Source organism: Methylobacterium sp. ME121, assembly GCF_000974725.1.
Lineage (GTDB): Bacteria > Pseudomonadota > Alphaproteobacteria > Rhizobiales > Beijerinckiaceae > Methylobacterium > Methylobacterium radiotolerans.
In genome coordinates, this window is record NZ_BBUX01000003.1 from 25,319 (window position 1) to 42,915 (window position 17,597).

Annotated in this window: 20 protein-coding genes and 1 riboswitch; of the genes, 10 read left to right on the top strand and 10 right to left on the bottom strand. The window is 72.2% G+C overall.

Annotated elements, in window-relative coordinates:
• Positions 1-9: 9 nt before the first annotated feature.
• Complete coding sequence (gene thiC / locus ME121_RS03830; RefSeq protein WP_029357729.1) at positions 10-1,896, bottom strand: phosphomethylpyrimidine synthase ThiC; 1,887 nt, start codon at positions 1,894-1,896, stop codon at positions 10-12.
• A 71-nt stretch (positions 1,897-1,967) separates the two neighbouring features.
• Positions 1,968-2,073, bottom strand: a riboswitch (TPP riboswitch).
• Between the two features lie 102 nt (positions 2,074-2,175).
• Here thiC and ME121_RS03835 point away from each other — a divergent pair.
• The 3 genes from ME121_RS03835 to ME121_RS03845 all read left to right on the top strand — a co-directional run bounded on the left by ME121_RS03835 (position 2,176) and on the right by ME121_RS03845 (position 4,576).
• Positions 2,176-3,006 (top strand): alpha/beta hydrolase, encoded by an 831-nt coding sequence (locus ME121_RS03835; RefSeq protein WP_029357730.1) that lies wholly within the window; start codon positions 2,176-2,178, stop codon positions 3,004-3,006.
• A 15-nt stretch (positions 3,007-3,021) separates the two neighbouring features.
• Positions 3,022-3,396: an HNH endonuclease family protein gene (locus tag ME121_RS03840; RefSeq protein ID WP_029357731.1), complete on the top strand. Its 375-nt coding sequence runs from the start codon at positions 3,022-3,024 to the stop codon at positions 3,394-3,396.
• Positions 3,397-3,505: 109 nt separating this feature from the next.
• On the top strand, positions 3,506-4,576 hold the full coding sequence (locus ME121_RS03845) for an acyltransferase family protein (RefSeq protein ID WP_059408385.1): 1,071 nt from the start codon (positions 3,506-3,508) through the stop codon (positions 4,574-4,576).
• 7 nt (positions 4,577-4,583) lie between these two features.
• On the opposite strand, the gene ME121_RS03850 is transcribed toward ME121_RS03845, so the two are convergent.
• The gene (locus ME121_RS03850; protein ID WP_012320127.1) at positions 4,584-4,829 is read right to left on the bottom strand and encodes a hypothetical protein; all 246 of its coding nucleotides are present in this window, start codon (positions 4,827-4,829) and stop codon (positions 4,584-4,586) included.
• A gap of 114 nt (positions 4,830-4,943) precedes the next feature.
• A complete protein-coding gene (locus ME121_RS03855; RefSeq protein WP_029357733.1) occupies positions 4,944-5,456 on the bottom strand; it encodes a hypothetical protein in 513 nt (170 codons plus the stop codon).
• Between the two features lie 184 nt (positions 5,457-5,640).
• Here ME121_RS03855 and ME121_RS03860 point away from each other — a divergent pair, with 184 nt between their 5' ends.
• The gene (locus ME121_RS03860) at positions 5,641-6,024 is read left to right on the top strand and encodes a hypothetical protein (RefSeq protein ID WP_012320125.1); all 384 of its coding nucleotides are present in this window, start codon (positions 5,641-5,643) and stop codon (positions 6,022-6,024) included.
• A gap of 37 nt (positions 6,025-6,061) precedes the next feature.
• Here ME121_RS03860 and ME121_RS03865 read toward each other — a convergent pair whose 3' ends face one another.
• Positions 6,062-6,778, bottom strand: coding sequence for a YoaK family protein (locus ME121_RS03865; protein ID WP_012320124.1), 717 nt, complete (start codon positions 6,776-6,778; stop codon positions 6,062-6,064).
• 4 nt (positions 6,779-6,782) lie between these two features.
• Entirely contained in the window at positions 6,783-7,001 is a 219-nt protein-coding gene (locus ME121_RS03870; protein ID WP_012320123.1) for a hypothetical protein, read from the bottom strand.
• Positions 7,002-7,097: 96 nt separating this feature from the next.
• Between ME121_RS03870 and ME121_RS03875 the strand changes: the two genes are divergently transcribed.
• The 3 genes from ME121_RS03875 to ME121_RS03885 all read left to right on the top strand — a co-directional run bounded on the left by ME121_RS03875 (position 7,098) and on the right by ME121_RS03885 (position 12,242).
• Positions 7,098-7,967 carry a LysR family transcriptional regulator gene (locus tag ME121_RS03875; RefSeq protein ID WP_029357735.1) on the top strand — a complete coding sequence of 290 codons (870 nt, stop codon included), beginning with the start codon at positions 7,098-7,100 and terminating at the stop codon, positions 7,965-7,967.
• Between the two features lie 253 nt (positions 7,968-8,220).
• Positions 8,221-10,407 carry a transglycosylase domain-containing protein gene (locus tag ME121_RS03880; protein WP_059408386.1) on the top strand — a complete coding sequence of 729 codons (2,187 nt, stop codon included), beginning with the start codon at positions 8,221-8,223 and terminating at the stop codon, positions 10,405-10,407.
• A 242-nt stretch (positions 10,408-10,649) separates the two neighbouring features.
• On the top strand, positions 10,650-12,242 hold the full coding sequence (locus ME121_RS03885) for a GGDEF domain-containing protein (RefSeq protein ID WP_024829486.1): 1,593 nt from the start codon (positions 10,650-10,652) through the stop codon (positions 12,240-12,242).
• A gap of 12 nt (positions 12,243-12,254) precedes the next feature.
• Here the strand turns inward: ME121_RS03885 and ME121_RS03890 are convergent, their stop codons facing one another.
• Entirely contained in the window at positions 12,255-13,094 is an 840-nt protein-coding gene (locus ME121_RS03890; protein WP_012320119.1) for an aldo/keto reductase, read from the bottom strand.
• A 296-nt stretch (positions 13,095-13,390) separates the two neighbouring features.
• Between ME121_RS03890 and ME121_RS03895 the strand changes: the two genes are divergently transcribed.
• From ME121_RS03895 to ME121_RS03905, 3 genes are read left to right on the top strand one after another with little or no spacing between them, the layout of a single operon-like run.
• Positions 13,391-14,464, top strand: a complete 1,074-nt coding sequence (locus ME121_RS03895) for an adenylate/guanylate cyclase domain-containing protein (RefSeq protein WP_012320118.1) — start codon at positions 13,391-13,393, stop codon at positions 14,462-14,464.
• Positions 14,464-14,667, top strand: coding sequence for a hypothetical protein (locus ME121_RS03900; protein ID WP_012320117.1), 204 nt, complete (start codon positions 14,464-14,466; stop codon positions 14,665-14,667). Before ME121_RS03895 ends, ME121_RS03900 begins: the two co-directional genes overlap by 1 nt.
• A complete protein-coding gene (locus ME121_RS03905) occupies positions 14,664-15,143 on the top strand; it encodes a YaiI/YqxD family protein (RefSeq protein ID WP_012320116.1) in 480 nt (159 codons plus the stop codon). The genes ME121_RS03900 and ME121_RS03905 overlap by 4 nt, the downstream gene beginning before the upstream one ends.
• Before the next feature lie 41 nt (positions 15,144-15,184).
• Here ME121_RS03905 and ME121_RS03910 read toward each other — a convergent pair whose 3' ends face one another.
• The 4 genes from ME121_RS03910 to ME121_RS03925 form a co-directional block, all read right to left on the bottom strand.
• Positions 15,185-15,445, bottom strand: a complete 261-nt coding sequence (locus ME121_RS03910; protein WP_012320115.1) for a BrnA antitoxin family protein — start codon at positions 15,443-15,445, stop codon at positions 15,185-15,187.
• 6 nt (positions 15,446-15,451) lie between these two features.
• Positions 15,452-15,769, bottom strand: a complete 318-nt coding sequence (locus ME121_RS03915) for a hypothetical protein (protein WP_012320114.1) — start codon at positions 15,767-15,769, stop codon at positions 15,452-15,454.
• A 298-nt stretch (positions 15,770-16,067) separates the two neighbouring features.
• Positions 16,068-17,063, bottom strand: coding sequence for an energy transducer TonB family protein (locus tag ME121_RS03920; protein WP_012320113.1), 996 nt, complete (start codon positions 17,061-17,063; stop codon positions 16,068-16,070).
• A 4-nt stretch (positions 17,064-17,067) separates the two neighbouring features.
• Positions 17,068-17,544 carry an ExbD/TolR family protein gene (locus ME121_RS03925; protein ID WP_012320112.1) on the bottom strand — a complete coding sequence of 159 codons (477 nt, stop codon included), beginning with the start codon at positions 17,542-17,544 and terminating at the stop codon, positions 17,068-17,070.
• Positions 17,545-17,597: the final 53 nt, after the last annotated feature.

Below are 17,597 nucleotides of genomic sequence, written 5' to 3' on the forward strand. Positions count from 1 at the left end.
GCCGTCACCTCACTCGGCGGCGTCGACGTAGAGCTTGCCGCCCTCGGCCAGGAACTCCTGCGACTTCGCCCGCATGCCGGCTTCGGCCTCGGCCTTCGACATCGCGGGCGCCGCGCCCACGACCTCGCCGGCCTCCTCCATCGCCAGCACCTCGGCGCGCAGGTCCTGCGTGATCTTCATCGAGCAGAATTTCGGCCCGCACATCGAGCAGAAATGCGCGACCTTGTGGGCATCCTTCGGCAGGGTCTCGTCGTGGAAGCGCCGCGCCGTATCCGGGTCGAGGCCCAGGTTGAACTGGTCCTCCCAGCGGAAGTCGAACCGGGCGCGGCTGAGCGCGTCGTCCCGGAGCTGCGCGGCGGGATGCCCCTTGGCGAGGTCGGCGGCGTGGGCGGCGATCTTGTAGGTGATCACGCCGGTCTTCACGTCGTCCCGGTCGGGCAGGCCGAGATGCTCCTTCGGCGTGACGTAGCAGAGCATCGCGGTGCCGAACCAGCCGATCATCGCGGCGCCGATGCCCGAGGTGATGTGGTCGTAGCCGGGGGCGATGTCGGTGGTCAGCGGGCCGAGGGTGTAGAACGGCGCCTCGCCGCACTCCTTCAGCTGCTTCTCCATGTTGACCTTGATCTTGTGCATCGGCACGTGGCCGGGGCCCTCGATCATCACCTGACAGCCCTTGTCCCAGGCGACCTTGGTCAGCTCGCCCAGCGTCTCCAGCTCGCCGAACTGGGCGGCGTCGTTGGCGTCGGCGATCGAGCCCGGGCGCAGGCCGTCGCCCAGCGAGAACGAGACGTCGTAGGCCCGCATGATGTCGCAGATCTCGTCGAACCGCTCGTAGAGGAACGATTCCCGGTGCCCGGCGAGGCACCAGCGGGCCATGATCGAGCCGCCGCGCGAGACGATGCCGGTGACGCGCCGGGCGGTCAGCGGCACGTGGGCGAGCCGCACGCCGGCATGGATGGTGAAGTAGTCGATGCCCTGCTCGGCCTGCTCGATCAGCGTGTCCTTGAAGACCTCCCAGTCGAGCTTCAGCGGGTCGCCGCCGACCTTCTCCAGCGCCTGGTAGATCGGCACCGTGCCGATCGGAACCGGGCTGTTGCGGATGATCCACGAGCGGATATTGTGGATGTTGCGGCCGGTGGACAGGTCCATGACCGTGTCGGCGCCCCAGCGGATCGACCAGACGAGCTTCTCGACCTCGTCGGCCGCCGAGGAGGTCACGGCCGAGTTGCCGATATTGGCGTTGATCTTGACCAGGAAGTTCCGGCCGATCGCCATCGGCTCCAGCTCGGTGTGGTTGATGTTGGCCGGGATGATCGCCCGGCCGCGGGCGATCTCGTCGCGCACGAATTCCGGGGTGATGAAGGGAGGGACCGAGGCCCCGAAGCTCTGGCCGTCGGCGAGCGCGGCCTCGGCGCCCGCGAGCATCGCCTCGCGGCAGACGTTCTCGCGATGGGCGACGTAGATCATCTCCTCGGTGATGATTCCCGCGCGGGCGAACTCGTACTGGGTCACTATCTGGCCCGGGGCCGCCTTGCGGACGGTCCGCTCGGCCGGGCAGGGGGCCACGAGCTTGTCGCCCGCGAAACCGTTATCCTCGGGCTTCACCGCGCGCGGGGCGACGGACGCGTAGCCGCGCGCCGCGATCCAGGGCTCGCGCACGCCGGGGAGGCCGGCGTTGAGGTCGATGCGGGCATCGGTCTCCGTGTAGGGGCCCGACGGGTCGTAGACCCGCACCGGTTCCTCCTTCGGATCGGAGAGGACGATCTCGCGGTAGGGTACGCGGATGTCCGGCCGCCCGGCCGGGCTCGCGTAGGCCTTGCGCGATCCGGTCACCGGACCCGTGGTCACGGTCTCGGGGCTGCCTTTCACGTCCTTCGGGAGAACGGGTGCGTTCATCGTGGGCCTCTCCTCGTGCTGGAGCGGTCCGGTCCACGCGATGGCCGAGATGAGATGAGGTCGCGCGAAAGGCGACCGCAGGTTCCCGTCCCTCCGCCGGTATGAGCCGGATCAGGTTCAAGGGTCAGGGCAGCGTGCCCAATCTCAGCCCTCTGCAGGGCCCCCCTCGGAACGGTTCCAGATTCGGGCTCGCGGACGGCTTTGTCAATGCTGACCCGTCGCCCTAGAAAACACATCCCGGAAACCGTTCGTCCGAACGCCCTCGCTCTCCCAGACCGCATGCGCCTCCTCGCCGGCCTCCTGCTCGCAGCGCTCCTGCTCTGCGGCCTGGCCTGCGCCGCGCTCGCGCTCGGGCAGCGGCGGTTCCTCTACCCGGGCGCCTTCGGTCCGCAGAACCCGTGGACGATCCCGCCCGGCCTCGCGACGATTACGGTCGCGACCCCCGACGGCGAGAGCCTGCACGGTCTGTGGCGGCCGCCGCGGCCGGGCTGCGGCGTCGTCGTCAGCTTCCACGGCAACGGGTCGCGCCCCGAGCCGCACGCGGCGCGATTCGCCGCGGGGCCCTGGCGGGCGGGCGGCTGGGGTGTGCTCTCCGTGGCCTATCGCGGCTATCCCGGCTCGACCGGGAGTCCGAGCGAGGACGGGCTGATCCGCGACGGGCTGGCGGCCGTCGAGGCCGCGCGGGCGCGGGCGCCCGGCGCGCCGATCCTGCTCCACGGCCATTCCCTCGGGGCCGCCGTGGCCGTGGCCGTCGCCGAGCGGGTGCCGGCGATCGGGCTGTACCTGGAGGCGCCCTTCGACTCGATGACCCACACCGTGCGGCTGCATGTCCCGCTAGCCCCGATCTGGCTCCTGCGCGACACGTACCGCTCGGACCTGCGCATCCGCGGTGGGACGGCGCCCGTGTTGATCGTGCAGGGCCGCGACGACACGGTCGTGCCGGCCAAGCTGGCGCGGAACCTCGCCGAGGCGGCCGGCCCCCGGGCCCAAATCGACGTGATCCCGGGGGACCACGTCTCCATCCTCGGGATCCGGGATCGCGAGGCCGAGGCGCTGTTCGGGTCGCGCGTCGGTCCGGCCTGCCCGCAGCCGGCGGACCAGCAGGGGTAGGAGAGGGAGGCTCGCGTGGTCGGACGGCGCTCGCAGCGCTGGAGCGCCGAGGATCCGGACGCGCCGGGCGTTCCGGGCCCGCCGGACCCGGTCTGTCCCCTCTGCGAGCGCCCGATCCCGCGCCGCGCCCGCTCCAGCCTCCATCACCTCACGCCGAAGCTCAAGGGCGGGACCCATCGCGGAACGGTCCGGCTGCACCAGATCTGCCACTCGGCGATCCACGCCCGCTACAGCGAGGCGGAGATCGCCAAGCGCCTCGCGGACGTCGAGGCGCTGCGCGCCGATCCGGAGATCGCGCGCTTCCTCGTCTGGGTCCGCGGCAAGCCCGACGATTTCCACGCGGCGACGCGCATGACCCGTGCGCGGCGGTCGGCGCGGCGCAGCAACTGACCGGCCGGCGTTTACCGCGCGTTCGTCACATCCGCAGGTGGCCGCCGCCCCGTTCCTTGCCGTCAACCCGAACCGGTCCAGGATCGCCCCGATCGCGAGGGGTGGGTCGATGGTCGGGGTCGGTGATACGGGAGATCGGCTCGCCTGGGTCGATATCGCCAAGGGGATCTGCATCCTCCTGGTCGTCATGATGCATTCGGTCGTCGGCACCGGCGAGGCCATGGGCGGCGAGGGCTTCCTCCACCCGGTCGTCGCCTTCGCGAAGCCGTTCCGGATCCCGGACTTCTTCCTGCTCTCCGGCCTGTTCGTCGGACGGGTGATCGACCGCGACTGGCGGCTGTTCTCCGACCGCCGGGTCGTCCACTTCGCCTATTTCTACCTGCTCTGGCTGGTGATCCAGTCGGGTGCCAGATACGGCAAGATCGTCGGGGATGCCGGGCCCGCGGCCTTCGCGGCGCACCTCGCCCACGCGCTGATCGAGCCCTATTCCAGCCTCTGGTTCATCTACCTGCTGGCGGTGTTCTCGGTGGTCACCAAGGCCCTGCGTCGCGTGCCCGGCGGCGTGCTCCTCGCCGGCGCCGCCCTGCTGCAGATCGCCGACATCCGCAGCGAGTCGACCCTGATCGAGGAATTCTGCGCCCGTTACGTCTTCTTCATCGCGGGTTACCTGTTCGCCGGCCGGATCTTCGCGCTCGCCGACGCGGCGCGCCGCCGCGTCCCGCTCGCCCTGTGCGGACTCGCCGCCTGGGCATTCCTCGAGGGCTGGCTCGCGCTGACCCCGTCGGGCCTGCCGGACCATCCGACCCTCGCCAGCCTGCCGCTGGTGAGCCTCGCCCTCGGCGCCGCCGGTGCCCTCGCGATCGTGGTGGCGGCCTCCCTGATCGGCCGCGCCGGCGGCCCGGTCGCGGAGGCTGTCCGGACCTGCGGCCAGCGCTCGATCGTGATCTACCTCGCCTTCTCGCTGCCCATGGCCGCGACCCGGGAGGTCCTCGTGCGCACCGGCGCGATCGCCGATATCGGCCTCGCGAGCCTCGCGGTCATGACGATGGCGGTCGTTCTGCCGCTGGCGCTGGAGCGGCTGGTCCGCGGGACGGCGCTCGACCTGCTGTTCGTGCGGCCGCGCCGGTTCCGGCTGGTGGCGTCCGGGCGCCGCCCGCGCCCGGCCCTGCAGGCGACCTGAGAGGGGCTCAGCCGTCGAAGGCGATGCCGATCCGCCGGCTGCGTCGCCACGCCACGGTGGCCGGGCGCGGTTCGGCGCCGGCGCTGACCCGCAGTGGGAAGCGGTCCGGCACGGCCTGATCGTCCTCGACCTCGATCTGCGCGCCCACGTCCGTGGCGTCCCAGACCAGGCAGCTCACCTCGCCGCCGTCGAGCAGCACCGCGCCGAAGGTGAAAGCGTTCTTCCGGAAAGCGCCGCGGCGATTCTCCGTCATCAGCTCCTCCGTCCGGTCCCGCGGCTCCGCGGAGAGAGCTCCGCGGAGCCGGACGATGCCGGATGGCGGTTAACAGGGCAAATACGTTCCCGCGTCTGCCCTGCTCGACCGAGATCAATACTCGTCCGGATCACCCCGGTAGCGGCGCGGGCCCGGACCGTAATCGTCGTCGTAGGGGCGGCGCACCGGCGGGCGGTCGTAGTCGCGGCGGTCGCGGTAGGCGTCGCGTCGGTCATCGTACCCGTCGTTGCGGTAGCCGCCGCCGTAGCCCCCGCCGCCGTAGCCTCCGCCGCCGCCGTAGCCACTACCGCCGCCGCCGTAGCCGCCACCGCCGCCCGCGTTGATGCGCGGGGCGTACCAGCAGCTCTTCGCCTGGCCCGGTGCCGGATCGCCGAAGGTCTGGGTGTTGCAGGGCACGACGCCGCCCTGCGGGAAGGGCCGGCCGTTCGTCCGGCCGGGCACGCCGTAATAGACATTGGTGGGGTAGGGCATCCGGCAGACGCCGCCCTCCTGCGCACAACCGACCAGGTTCACCGTGTCGAGCTGATAGGCTTGGGCCGGGGCGGGCGCGAGCGCGCCGCCTCCCAGGGTGATGGCCCCGAAGGCCAGAGCGATCCGAATCTGCACGTCCCCGATTCCCCCCGTGGTTCGCGGTCCGCGTGCCGAATAATCCGGTCGGCGGCTTCCGGCCAGCGGCCGCGCTCGCTATGGCGTCGCACGAGGACGCGCGCGGGCCGGTCCGCGGCCGGCGCGTCGGTGATCGGGCGGAACGCCCCGTCTCGGACGGGAGAGGGCGCCCCGGGAGGCCTTGATGAGGGATGCGTCCGCGCAGGAGCTTCTGCTGCTCAGCGCGTTGCAGGAATGCCGGATCCAGCTCGACGCGGCGCGCAGGGACGAGGCGGCCCGCGCCGCCGTCCGGGACGAGCTCCAGGCCGCGCTCAGCCGCGAGGCCGCTCTCGCGGCGGCGATCGTGGAGGAGCGCGAGCGGACGGAGGCCGTCCGCCTCGTGCTTCAGGCGCTGCTGATGAGCGTCCGACGGTTCGGCCTGCGCCGGCGCCTGTTCCGGGCGCGCATCGCGCGGCTCGGCCGCGAGACGCCGGATGCCGGTCCGCAGGCTGCCCGCCACCCCGTGTTGCTCGCCGAGGCCCGCCGGGTGCTCGGCAAGCCGGCCGCCGAGCCCTCGGCCGAGCCGTGACGCCGGTCGCCGCCTAACCGCCGCGCGGGGCGGCTCCTCACGGGACGGCGCCCGCGTCGGCGGGCGCCGCGGACGCGACGATCAGGACTACGAGAACGCCGAGTGGCAGGACGATGCTGCCGAAGGCGAGATGCGCGATCCCGTAGGCTCCGCAGAGCGCGCCCGCGGCGAAGGCCGCGATCGCCGGGAGCACGCGCAGGAACCGCTTCCGGGTCTGCTCGCGCTGTTCGCCGCTGCCCAGGGCGAGGTCCGTCGCGTCGATGACGGCCTGGCTGACGCTGACGGTCATGACCGTCGTGGGCGCGAGATGGCCGAGTGACAGGCGTCCGACGGCGTTCTGCAGGCCCATGGCCGCGACCGCGAGCATGCCGACGGTGATGGAGGCGGCGCCGTCCGCCGCGCCGAGGGGTGACCAGACGGTGCCGCACAGGCCGAACCCCGCGAGCAGGGCCACCTCGACGGCGAGAAGCCAGGGCAGGGGATCGACTCCCCGCCGCTCCAGCACCAGGGCCAGAACCCGGGCTCCCGCCACCGCCCCGACGAAGACGGGCAGCGCCAGGAGCTTGGCCACCACGCCGCTCGAGCTCGCGACGAGCTCGGCGCCGATCAGGACGAAGTTACCGGTGACGTGGGCGGTGAACAGGCCGGTCAGGGCGATGAAGGCGGCCGCGTCGACGAAGCCTGCGACGAACGCCAGGGCGGCGCCCGCGGAGGGGCCGCTCCCCGGATTCTGCGACCGCGCGGGACGGGTCATCGTGTCAGTCGGCGAAGGGTGCCGCCATCGTGCCGACCGGCATCCGCGGGTTGGCGAAGTAGTCCGGCCAGCGGTCGCAGAGGTAGAGGATCACGACCAGCACGGTGGCGGTCGCCAGCAGGGAGGCGAGCACCTCCGTGACCTGTACGGCCCACCGTCCGAGTGTCGGAATCGCCACGAGGCCGCCGACGAAGAGTGTGGTCACGATCACGGGTGCGGACATCGAACGAGGCTCCGCGGCGCGGCCCGGGGGCGGGTCCATCTCGAATCCTAACGCCGCGCGGGCCCGCGGCGTTACCGATATCGGTTATCGTGAACCATGATAGGCAACCTGAACATCGAGCTGCTGCGCTCGTTCCTGGCGGTCGTCGAGAGCAGCAGCTTCACGGCCGCGGCCCAGGCGCTCGGCCTCCGGCAATCCACCGTGAGCGGGCACATCGCGCGGCTGGAGCAGGCTCTCGGTCGGCCGCTCCTGACGCGGGACACGCACCGGGTCGCTCCGACGCCGGACGGCCAGGCCATGATCGGCTTCGCCCGCGAGGTGGTGGACGCGCAGGACCGGCTGCGCGCCTTCTTCTCGCCGGGCGGCCTGCGCGGCCGCATCCGTCTCGGCGTCTCCGAGGACTACACCCTGTCGACCCTGGCGCAGGTGCTGGCCCGCTTCGCCGGTCGGCACGACGCGGTCGATCTCCAGATCACGGTCGGGCTGAGCCGCACCCTCTACCAGGGCTACGACGCGGGCGAGCTCGACGTGATCTTCTGCAAGCGCCGGCGCGGCGATCCGCGCGGAACCTTGGCCTGGACCGAGGACCTGATCTGGGCGGGCCGGCCCGGCTTCGTCCCGGATCCGGCCAAGCCCTTGCCCCTGGTGCTCTACCCGCCGCCCTCGATGACCCGCACGCTGGCGCTCGACGCCCTCGAGACGGTGGGCCGGTCCTGGCGGGTGGTATGCACGAGCGGCAGCCTGATGGGCTTGCGGGCCGCCGTCGAGGCCGGCCTGGGCATCGCGCCGCACTCGGCCAAGGTCATGCCGCCAGGTCTCGCGGCGATCCCCGAGGCGGTCGGCCTGCCTCCGCTCGGCGCGGTCGAGTTCGTCGTATTGGGCCCGGGGCGCCAGCACGCGGCGGCGACCGCGCTGCAGGAGACGATCCTGGCGAGCACGGGCGAGCTTCAGGGCGCCGCGCACTAGCTGCGCCCCGCGCCGCGGCGCGGCGTCCGGCTTCGATCCGGCCGGTCCGGCGCGGTCCTTAACGGAATGGCCAGCCTTTTTCCGCACCGTACCGCGAAGCGGTCACAAACGGTTTCGACAAGGACGGCCGGCGGCGCCGGCCTCCGTGTCGTTTCCGGACGGGGCGCGAAACCGCCGCATTTGGCGTGCGGAGACCGTCCTGCGGTGCGCCGGACAGACGCGCGTCGTGGCGGAACATTCGAAGACGGGATGCATGGCCAAGGGTCGGGGCAGGATTGAGCCGAACTTCGACGTGCCCGAGGGGCGCGCGCGGGATCGCGGCGAACTCGACCTGCGCCTGACTCGGGAAGACCGGCCGGGAGCAGGAGACGGCGTGGCGAAGCGATCGGGCGGCGGAGCGCGGCAGCCGAACAAGGCGCCGGCGCGGACCACGGGGCGGGCGAAGGCCTCGGGTCGCGGACGACGTCGGCGTTCCTGGCTCGGCCGCATCGTCTACGGCACCGTCGTCCTCGGCCTCTGGGGGGTGATCGGGCTCGCCGGCCTCATCGCCTACCACGCGTCGCAACTGCCGCCGATCGACCAGCTCGCGGTGCCGAAGCGGCCGCCCAACATCGCCATCCTGGCGAGCGACGGCTCGCTGCTCGCCAATCGCGGCGAGACCGGCGGCCGTGTGGTGTCGATCAAGGAGCTGCCGCCCTACCTGCCGCGCGCCTTCGTGGCGATCGAGGATCGGCGCTTCTACCAGCATTTCGGCGTGGATCCCGTCGGCATCGTCCGGGCCATCGGCCAGAACCTGACCCGTCGCGGCGTGGCGCAGGGCGGCTCGACCCTGACCCAGCAGCTCGCCAAGAACCTGTTCCTGACCCCGGAGCGCTCGGCCTCGCGCAAGATCCAGGAGGCGATCCTCGCGCTCTGGCTCGAGCACAAGTACACCAAGGACGAGATCCTCGAACTCTACCTGAACCGCGTCTATTTCGGCGCCGGCGCCTACGGCGTCGAGGCGGCGGCGCAGCGCTATTTCGGCAAGCCCGCCAAGGAGGTGAGCCTCGCGCAGGCCGCGATGCTCGGCGGGCTCGTGCAGGCGCCCTCGCGCCTCGCCCCGAACCGCAACCTGCCGGCCGCCCAGGCCCGCGCCGCCCAGGTCCTCGCCGCCATGCAGGAGCTGGGCTTCGCGTCGGCGCAGGACGTCAAGGTTGCGCTCGCCCAGCCGGCGAAGCCCGCCAACGCCCGCGGCGGCGGGTCGGCCAACTACGTCGCCGACCTCGTGATGGACGTGCTCGACGATTACGTCGGCAAGTTCGACACCGACATCACGGTCCAGACCACCGTCGATCCCAGCCTCCAGGCGGCGGCCGAGAAGGCGCTGACCGACGAGCTCAACGCGAAGGGGACGCGCTACAACGTCAGCCAGGGCGCCCTGGTCTCGATGCGGCCCGACGGCGCCATCCGCGCCCTGATCGGCGGCCGCGACTACGCGCAGAGCCAGTTCAACCGGGCCACGACCGCCAAGCGTCAGCCCGGCTCCTCGTTCAAGCCGTTCGTCTACCTCGCGGCCGTGGAGCACGGCGCCACGCCCGACACGGTCCGGGAGGACGCGCCGATCCGGATCGGCAACTGGGCGCCGGAGAACTACTCCCACCGCTATGAGGGCCCCGTCACGCTGCGGACGGCGCTCGCCCAGTCGCTCAACACGGTCGCGGTGCGCCTCGGCCAGGAGGTCGGTCCGAAGACCGTGGTCCAGACCGCCCAGCGCCTCGGCATCACCTCGCCGCTCCAGGCCAACGGGTCCATCGCCCTCGGTACGTCCGAGGTCACGCTCCTGGAGATGGTCGGCGCCTACGGGGCCTTCGCCAACGGCGGCATCGGCGTGATCCCGTACGTCGTCACCGCCGTGAAGAGCCAGGACGGGAAGGTGCTCTACAAGCGCTCCGACAACGGTCTGGGCCGGGTCATCGACGCCAACGCCGACGGCATGATGAACGCCATGATGCACGAGACCTTCGTGAGCGGCACCGGCAAGAAGGCCGACATCCCCGGCTGGGACCTCGCGGGGAAGAGCGGCACCACGCAGGATTACCGCGACGCGTGGTTCTTGGGCTTCTCGGGCAGCCTCGTGACCGGGGTCTGGCTCGGCAACGACGACGGCGAGCTCACCAAGAAGGTCACCGGCGGCAACCTGCCGGCGGAGATCTGGAAGACCTACATGACCCAGGCGCTGAAGGGGCAGACGCCGGTCCCGCTCCCGGGCCTGAATCGCTGGCGCCGGCAGCCGGAGACGACCGCCTCGGTGGCGAGCGCCGCCCCGGCCGGCCCGGGCGGGCTCCTCGGTCAGATCCTCGGCGAGCCGGAGGCGCCGGCGCCGCGCCAGGCCGCGCCGGCACGGCGCGCCCAGAAGGATGACCGCAACTTCATCGAGAAGCTGTTCGGCATCGGGGACTGACGCGCCGCGCCTGGCCAGGATCGCGCAAGGGCGCGCGTCGCGGGCGGGTGGCCGCCCGCGACGCGCGCCGTCCTGTATCGACCCGACGACGGCGGAGTTCCGAACCGCGGCGCGCGCGCCGCGCCGGCACTGACAGGGGTACGGGCCTCTATTTGTATAGGCAGCGATTTGGCGCTTCTTAATGCTGCTAATAACCGCTTTTTCAATCTTCGCGGACGTAAGATCGGGTCAACAGTAAGTCCGTGAACCGCAATGGCGCGGCCGGCGGCAGCCCGAACGAGTCCATGCTCCTGCGCGCGACCGCCACAGCGATCCGAGCCCATCTCGACGATCGCGCCTCGCGCCTGATCGCGGTGGGCGGCACGTGCCTGCTGGTCTGCCTGGCCCTGCTCGGCGTCTATCTCTGCCTCGATCTGCGCGACGTCGCCTGGCACAACGCGCGCCGCAACGCGTCGAACCTGCTGGCGGTCATCGAGGAGGGCGTCGGCCACAGCCTGCGGGTCTACGATCTCTCCCTGCAGAACTCCGCGCGCCTCGCGAGCCGCACCGACATCGGGGCCCTGGAGCCGGAGATCCGGCGCTTGGCGCTGTTCGACACGGCGGTGGCGGGGTCCGGGCTCGGTCCGATCGCCGTCACGGACGCGGCCGGCGATGTCCGTCTGACCAGTGATCCGTCCGTTCACGCCCGGCCCAACCTGCGCGCGCTGCCGGAATTCGAGTTCCACCGGTCGAACCCCGATGGCGGCCTGATCCTGTCCGGCCCGACCGTGTCGCGGCTGACTGGGGAGCCGATCATCCGCATGACCCGCCGGATCCGGACGCCGGACGGTTCGTTCGCCGGGATCGTCTCGGGATCGATCAAGCTCGCGCATTTCCAGGCCTTGTTCGAGCGTCTGCACTTCGACGACGGCATCGCCCTGAACGTCTTCCACCGGGACGGAACGCTCCTGATCCGGGCGCCGGCCCTCCCGCAGGCGCTCGGCCTGAGCATCAGCGCGAGCACGGGCTACAAGATGTACCGGGCCACGCCGCGCGGCGAGTTCCAGGGGCGCTCGTTCCTGGACGGCGTCGAGCGGGTCTACAGCTTCGCCGACCTCGGCGACCTGCCGCTGATCGTGACCGTGGCGACGGATGTCGACAGCATCCGCGGCGTCTGGATCTACAAGGCCGCGATCGTCGGCGTCCTGATCCTGTGCCTCTGCGGCCTGTCCTTCGGCCTGACGGTCCTGCTGCACCGGGAGGTGGGGCGCCATGTGGCCGCCGAGGCCTCCACCCGCGAGGCGAACGCCGCGCTCGCCGTGCTCGCGCGGACCGACGGCCTGACCGGCCTGCCGAACCGGCGCAGCTACGACGAGCACTTCGCCGTGGAGTGGAAGCGTGCCGTCCAGCTCCGGACACCCCTGGCGCTGATGATCGTCGATGCCGACCACTTCAAGCAGTTCAACGACCGCTTCGGCCACCAGCGCGGCGACGAGGTGCTGAGGGCGGTGGCGGACTGCCTGCAGCGGACCCTCGATACCGCCGGGCTCAGCTTCCGGATCGGCGGCGAGGAGTTCGTCGCCCTGCTGCCGGGCCTCGACGCGACGGCCGCCAGCGTCGCGGCGGAGCGCATCCGCCGCGCCGTGGTGAACCTCCGCATCCCCCACGCCCCGGAGGTCGGGGGCAGCGCCACGGTGAGCATCGGCGTCGCCAGCGCAGATCCCGGCGGCGGCGATCCGCCCGAGGGCCTGTTCCCGGCGGCGGACGCGGCCCTCTACGCGGCCAAGAAGGCCGGCCGCAACCGCGTCCGGGCCGCCGCGCCGGCCGATCCCGTGACCCTGGCGCTGCGGGCCTGAGCCGGCCCGCTCTCAGAGCATCGGCAGCATCCGGGGGCGCGGTCCGCGCGGGAAATGCGCGTCGATCAGGGCGATCTCGGCCGCGCCGAGGTGCAGGTCCGCCGCGCCGGCATTCGCGACGGCCCGGTCCGGGCGACCGGTCTTGGGGATCGTGAACGTGCCCGGCAGCCGGGTCAGGTAGGCGAGGGCCACCGCGTAGGGCGTCGTGCCGTGGTTCTGCGCGATGCCCGCCAGCACGCGGCCGCCTGCGCTGGCCGGATCGGGGAAGTCGCCGCTGCCGAAGGGCGAGTAGCCCACCATCGCGACGCCGTGCTTCTCGCACCAGGGCAGCACGGCGTGCTCGATGGCCCGCTCGTTCAGGTGGTAGAGGACCTGATTGCACGCGATCCGGTCCGGCCCCGCGATGGCGAGGGCGCGGTCGAGATCCTCGACGTCGAAGTTGCTGACGCCCCAGGACAGGATCTTGCCCGCCCGGCGCAGGTCCTCGAAGCCCGCGATCGTCTCCGCCAGCGGGTGCTGGCCCGGCCAGTGCAGCAGGTAGCAGTCCAGCCGATCCGTCCGCAGGCGGCGGAGCGAGGCCTCGCAGGCCCGGGCGACGCCCCGGCGCGTCGCGTTGCCCGGCACCACCTTCGAGACGAGGAACACCTCCTCGCGGCAATCCGCGACGGCGGCGGCGACGATCGCCTCCGCGTCGCCGTACATCTCCGCGGTGTCGATATGGGTCATGCCGGCGTCGATCCCGGCCCGCAGCGCCCGGACCGCGTCCGTCCGGTCCGAACTGTCGATGTGCCACGTGCCCTGGCCGATGACCGGCACAGAGACGCGCGTCGCGCCGAAGCTCCTGGCGTACATGGCAGCGCTCCCTTTTCGCTGTCACAGGGGTTGCAGGCGGCGGTCCGGTCGTGTCCCGGGCCGCCGGCGTATCACGGCTCGGCCGCGCAACAACCCGGCACGCCTTACTCGCGCCATCTTGGGGCGTTGAGCAATGGCATGCGGCCTCCCGCGGCGCTAAACTTTGGGCCCATACCCGGAGTCCGGCGGCGTGGGCTTGCCGAGCCTGCGCTGCCCCGCGCAGCGCCGCCGCGCAGGGCCACGCGACACCCGGACCCGCGCACGGTCCGTCGGCTGGCCCTGCTGGAGATGCGTCGATGCTGCCGGCCCACCGGATATTCTGGGGTCTGATCCTGCTGGCGGCGGCCGGCGCGGGGTTGCTCTACAACATCATCTTCGCGGCCGGAGCCTCGCCGCTCGCCGGATTTACCTACGGCCTCTGCATGGGCGCCACGGTGCTGGCCTTCGACCGCGGGCTGATCCTGGCCGGGCTGCAGGCGCGGATCCGCCGGCTGCCGGCCTGGCTCTACGTGCTGGCCGCGGAACTCGCCTACGTGCTGATGATCATGGCGGGCAACGCGCTGGGCGGCCTGGTCGTCTGGGCGTTCGCCCTGACACCGGACGACCTCACGACCGCGACCCGCATGACGGCGCGGGTCCTGGCCTACGCCCTGGCGGTGTCGGGCCTGCTGGTCTTCGTCATCCGGATGCGCGACCTGATCGGCGGCGAGGTGTTCGTGAACTTCATGATCGGCCGCTACCACAAGCCGGTGGCGGAGGAGCGGGTCTTCCTGTTCCTCGACGTCGTCGGCTCCACGGCCTTCGCGGAGACTCACGGCGACCTCCGCGCGCAGGAATATCTCAGCGCGGTGTTCGCGACGCTCGCCGAGCCGGTGCGGCGCAACGGCGGCTCGGTGGACGACTACGTCGGCGATCTCGCCATGGTGACGTGGCCGATGGCCCGCGGCCTGAAGGACGCGCGCTGCGTGACCTGCGTGTTCGAGGTGCTCGATCGGATCGAGGCGGACGCCGCGGCCTGGCAAGCCCGGTTCGGCACGGTGCCGCGGCTGCGGGCGGCCCTGCACGGCGGCTCGGTGGTCACGGCCGAAGTCGGGGTCGACCGCCACAAGATCGCGTATTTCGGCGACGCCGTGAACGTGACGTCGCGGATCGAGGCCCTGTGCCGCCCCCTCGGCGTCGGCATCCTGATCTCGCAGGATCTCCTCAACCGCCTGCCGCGCCTGCCGGCCGGGGTGCGGGCGCGGTCCCTCGGCGCCCACGCGCTCCGCGGCCGCGGTGCGCCGCTGTCCGTCGCGACGCTGGAGCGCGGGCCCGCCGAGACCGCGCCGGTGGCGGACCTGTCGCCCCGGCGCGCCGCGGTCGCCCGCTGATGTCCGGGTCGAGCACCGCGCGGGCGAACGCCCTGATCGCCGTGAAGATGGCGCTGCGCTTCGGGCTGCCGCTGATCGGACTCGTCGTCTTCGGCCGCGCCATCGTGCTGTCGGTGGGCGGCGATATCGAGCACGGGCAGTTCGCCCTGGGCGTGCTCCTCATCCTGGCAGGCTTCACCTCGAAGCTTGTACCCCGCCCATGAGTGTCGCGCCGCGCCCGCCGATCTACCTCGACGCCGACGCCTGCCCGGTCAAGGACGAGACCTACCGGGTCGCCGAACGCTACGGCCTGACCGTCCACGTCGTCGCCAACAGCGTGCTGAACCTTCCGCGCGAGCCCTGGATCGAGCGGGTGGTCGTCGGCCCGGAACTCGATGCCGCCGACGACTGGATCGCCGCGCGGGCCGGGCCCGGGAGCATCGTGCTCACCGCCGACGTCCCGCTGGCCGCGCGCTGCGTGAAGGCCGGGGCCACGGTCCTGGCGTTCACCGGCAAGCCGTTCAGCGAGGCCGGGATCGGCCTCGCCCTCGCCACCCGCGACTTGATGCAATCGTTGCGCGAGGCCGGCACCATCACGGGCGGGCCGAAGCCCTTCTCGCGCGCCGATCGGTCGGCATTCCTGTCAGCCCTCGACCGGGCGGTGAACCGGATCCTTCGCGAGCGGCCGAAGCCGGTCTGAGCGCCTGTTCCGGGATCGAGGGCTTCCTGGCCCGACGGCTTTCAGGCCTCGGCCGCCGGGACGAGGGCCTTGAGCGCCTCGTTGATGCGGTCCTGCCAGCCCGGCCCGTCCTTCTGGAAATGGGCGAGCACGGCGCTGTCGAGGCGCAGGCTCACCACTTCCCGCGAGCCCGGGATCGCAGCCGGCCGTGGCGCCGCCTGCGGCGGCGGGGCGGCGGGCTTCGGACTGGTGGCGGCCCGGAACGCCGCCTCGGCTGCCGCGCGCGGGTCGCTGAAGCGGCGGCGATTGCGGTCTTCGGCCATCGACCTCTAGCCCTTCGCGGTCGTCTTCTTCGGCGCGGCCTTCTTCGCGCTGCCCTTGGCGGCCGCCTTGGCTTCCTTCTCGGCCGCCTTGGCCTGCGCGTCCGCGGCCTCCTTGGCGAGCCGGAGCGAGCGCAGCCGCACGGTCCGCTCGTCCATCGCCTTGATGGCCGCGTGGTGCTCCGCCATCGCCTGGGCGCCCTCGCGAGCCATGCGCTCCGCCCGTTCCGCGCGCTCGGCGCGGTTCTCGGCGCGGGTCTTGGCTTCCGCCTCCGCGTCGCGGGTGGCATTCACCTCGTCGAGGTCGTACTCAGTGTCGTCGCTCATCCTGTCCCTTTCACCCCGGCTCGACGGATCCGACCCGGCGCAGCCTGCGCGGGACGGGGTCTGAGCGGGTCCGGCCTGTTCGAGGGGCGGAGGGCAAGGCCGGATCGGCGCCCTCCCGCATCGCCGTCAGGCGCGCGGGGAGGGCAGGTTCACGAAGGCTTTAGCATGCCCGCGCGGCCGATGGCGAATCCGGATCGCCGGCCGGGACGGACGGCGCACACTATTCGTACGCGTCCGCTGGACGATCCGGACCGCGCCCATGTTCAGCCGAGTGGAATCGGGCCCGATCGTCGCCCGATCAACGCACGCGGAAGTTGAGCGGAATGGAGATCGAGAGGCTCGACTGCGTCACGCCCGCGGGTGCGGCCGGCATGGAGCCGCGCACCGCCGCGAGGGCGGCGCTGTCGATCTGGCCGATCCCGCTGGAGCGGGCCACGCCCGCTCCCGTCACCTGACCCGAGCGCATCACGGTGAACCGCACCACCGCGGTCCCGCCGCCGGTGCCGACGGCCGCGTTCACGTTCATCCGGCTGTGGATCGTCGCGCTGATCGCGCCCTGCCACTGCCGCATGGCGCTCGGATCGTTGCCCGCGGCGGCCCGGCCGGCCGCGTTCTCGCGCGAGGCCGACGCCGAACTCCGCTCGGCGCCCGCCCGGGCCTTGGCCTCGCGGGCCTTGGCCTCGCGCGCGGCCTTGGCCTTCGCCTCGCGGATCTCCTCCAGGCGCTCCTGCCGGGCCTCCTCGCGCTTCTGCTCGCGGAGCTTCTCCTCCCGGATCTTGCGCAGCTTGGCTTCCCGTTCCGCCTTCAGCTTGGCCGGATCGGGCGTCGGCTTCGGCGGCTCCACGGACTTCGCGACCTCCGTGGGCGGCGGTGCCAGCGGCTCGGCGGCCTCGGACGCGGAGGTGATGACCTGGCTCTGCGCCTCGACGGGCTGAGCCTCCTGCGGCATCTCGACCGCCTGGGTGTCCTCCGGCTTCACCTCGGTCATCTCGGTCGGCGGCGGCGGCTGGACGGCCTCGTCCGGCGGCGCGTCCACCGGCTTCGTCTCCGGAGGGGCCTCCTGGCTCATCTGCTGCTCCGCGGGCGCCTCGGTGGCCGCGTCGGTCATGAGCGGCGCGAGGTCGACGGTGATCTGCTGCTCGCCGGGCGGTGCGGGCGGGGAGAGCCGCAGGAACATCACCGCGGCGAGCACGCAGGCGTGCAGGCCCAGGGCAACCAGGAAGGCGGCGAGCAGCCCGGACGGGCGGCGCTCGCCGAGACCGGCCGGCATATCCGTCGACGTGTAGGTGCTCATCGGGTCAGCGCGCGGTCCCTGCGGGGGCGGCGGCGGGCGAGGCCGGAGCGGCGCCGCCGGGCGACTGCGCGATCAGCGACACCTTGGTGAAGCCGGCCTGCCCGACGAGGCCCATGACCTCCATGACCTTGCCGTAGGGCACGTCGCGGTCGCCGCGCACGAGGATCACCTGGTCCTTGTCGGCGGCCGCCATCTCGCGCAGGCGCGGCACGATGCTCTCCATCGTGAACACCTCCTTGGCGATGGACGGGTTGCCGTCCTTGTCGACCGTCACCTCGGCGGGCTTCTTCGACTGCGCGACCTTGGGGGCCGCGGTCTTCGGCAGCTGGACCGGAACGCCGGTGGTCATCAGCGGCGCGGCGACCATGAAGATGATCAGCAGCACGAGCATCACGTCGACCATCGGGGTGACGTTGATGTCGGACATCGGCACGTCGTCGAGGTCGTCGTCGTCGTTCGCGCGAATGGATCCCATCGCCATGGGGCGTCTCCGGTACCTTTACGTTCGGCTCTCTGGGGGCGGGCGCCGGTCGC

What these genes read in the sequence shown, in the direction of transcription:
- ME121_RS03895 (WP_012320118.1), top strand. Translation starts at nt 13,391, where the DNA reads ATGCTGCCGGCCCACCGGATATTCTGGGGTCTGATCCTGCTGGCGGCG.
- ME121_RS03905 (WP_012320116.1), top strand. Translation starts at nt 14,664, where the DNA reads ATGAGTGTCGCGCCGCGCCCGCCGATCTACCTCGACGCCGACGCCTGC.
- ME121_RS03835 (WP_029357730.1), top strand. Translation starts at nt 2,176, where the DNA reads ATGCGCCTCCTCGCCGGCCTCCTGCTCGCAGCGCTCCTGCTCTGCGGC.
- thiC (WP_029357729.1), bottom strand. Translation starts at nt 1,896, where the DNA reads ATGAACGCACCCGTTCTCCCGAAGGACGTGAAAGGCAGCCCCGAGACC.
- ME121_RS03870 (WP_012320123.1), bottom strand. Translation starts at nt 7,001, where the DNA reads ATGTCCGCACCCGTGATCGTGACCACACTCTTCGTCGGCGGCCTCGTG.
- ME121_RS03875 (WP_029357735.1), top strand. Translation starts at nt 7,098, where the DNA reads ATGATAGGCAACCTGAACATCGAGCTGCTGCGCTCGTTCCTGGCGGTC.
- ME121_RS03865 (WP_012320124.1), bottom strand. Translation starts at nt 6,778, where the DNA reads ATGACCCGTCCCGCGCGGTCGCAGAATCCGGGGAGCGGCCCCTCCGCG.
- ME121_RS03845 (WP_059408385.1), top strand. Translation starts at nt 3,506, where the DNA reads ATGGTCGGGGTCGGTGATACGGGAGATCGGCTCGCCTGGGTCGATATC.
- ME121_RS03910 (WP_012320115.1), bottom strand. Translation starts at nt 15,445, where the DNA reads ATGGCCGAAGACCGCAATCGCCGCCGCTTCAGCGACCCGCGCGCGGCA.
- ME121_RS03900 (WP_012320117.1), top strand. Translation starts at nt 14,464, where the DNA reads ATGTCCGGGTCGAGCACCGCGCGGGCGAACGCCCTGATCGCCGTGAAG.
- ME121_RS03920 (WP_012320113.1), bottom strand. Translation starts at nt 17,063, where the DNA reads ATGAGCACCTACACGTCGACGGATATGCCGGCCGGTCTCGGCGAGCGC.
- ME121_RS03925 (WP_012320112.1), bottom strand. Translation starts at nt 17,544, where the DNA reads ATGGCGATGGGATCCATTCGCGCGAACGACGACGACGACCTCGACGAC.
- ME121_RS03890 (WP_012320119.1), bottom strand. Translation starts at nt 13,094, where the DNA reads ATGTACGCCAGGAGCTTCGGCGCGACGCGCGTCTCTGTGCCGGTCATC.
- ME121_RS03915 (WP_012320114.1), bottom strand. Translation starts at nt 15,769, where the DNA reads ATGAGCGACGACACTGAGTACGACCTCGACGAGGTGAATGCCACCCGC.
- ME121_RS03860 (WP_012320125.1), top strand. Translation starts at nt 5,641, where the DNA reads ATGAGGGATGCGTCCGCGCAGGAGCTTCTGCTGCTCAGCGCGTTGCAG.
- ME121_RS03880 (WP_059408386.1), top strand. Translation starts at nt 8,221, where the DNA reads ATGGCCAAGGGTCGGGGCAGGATTGAGCCGAACTTCGACGTGCCCGAG.
- ME121_RS03850 (WP_012320127.1), bottom strand. Translation starts at nt 4,829, where the DNA reads ATGACGGAGAATCGCCGCGGCGCTTTCCGGAAGAACGCTTTCACCTTC.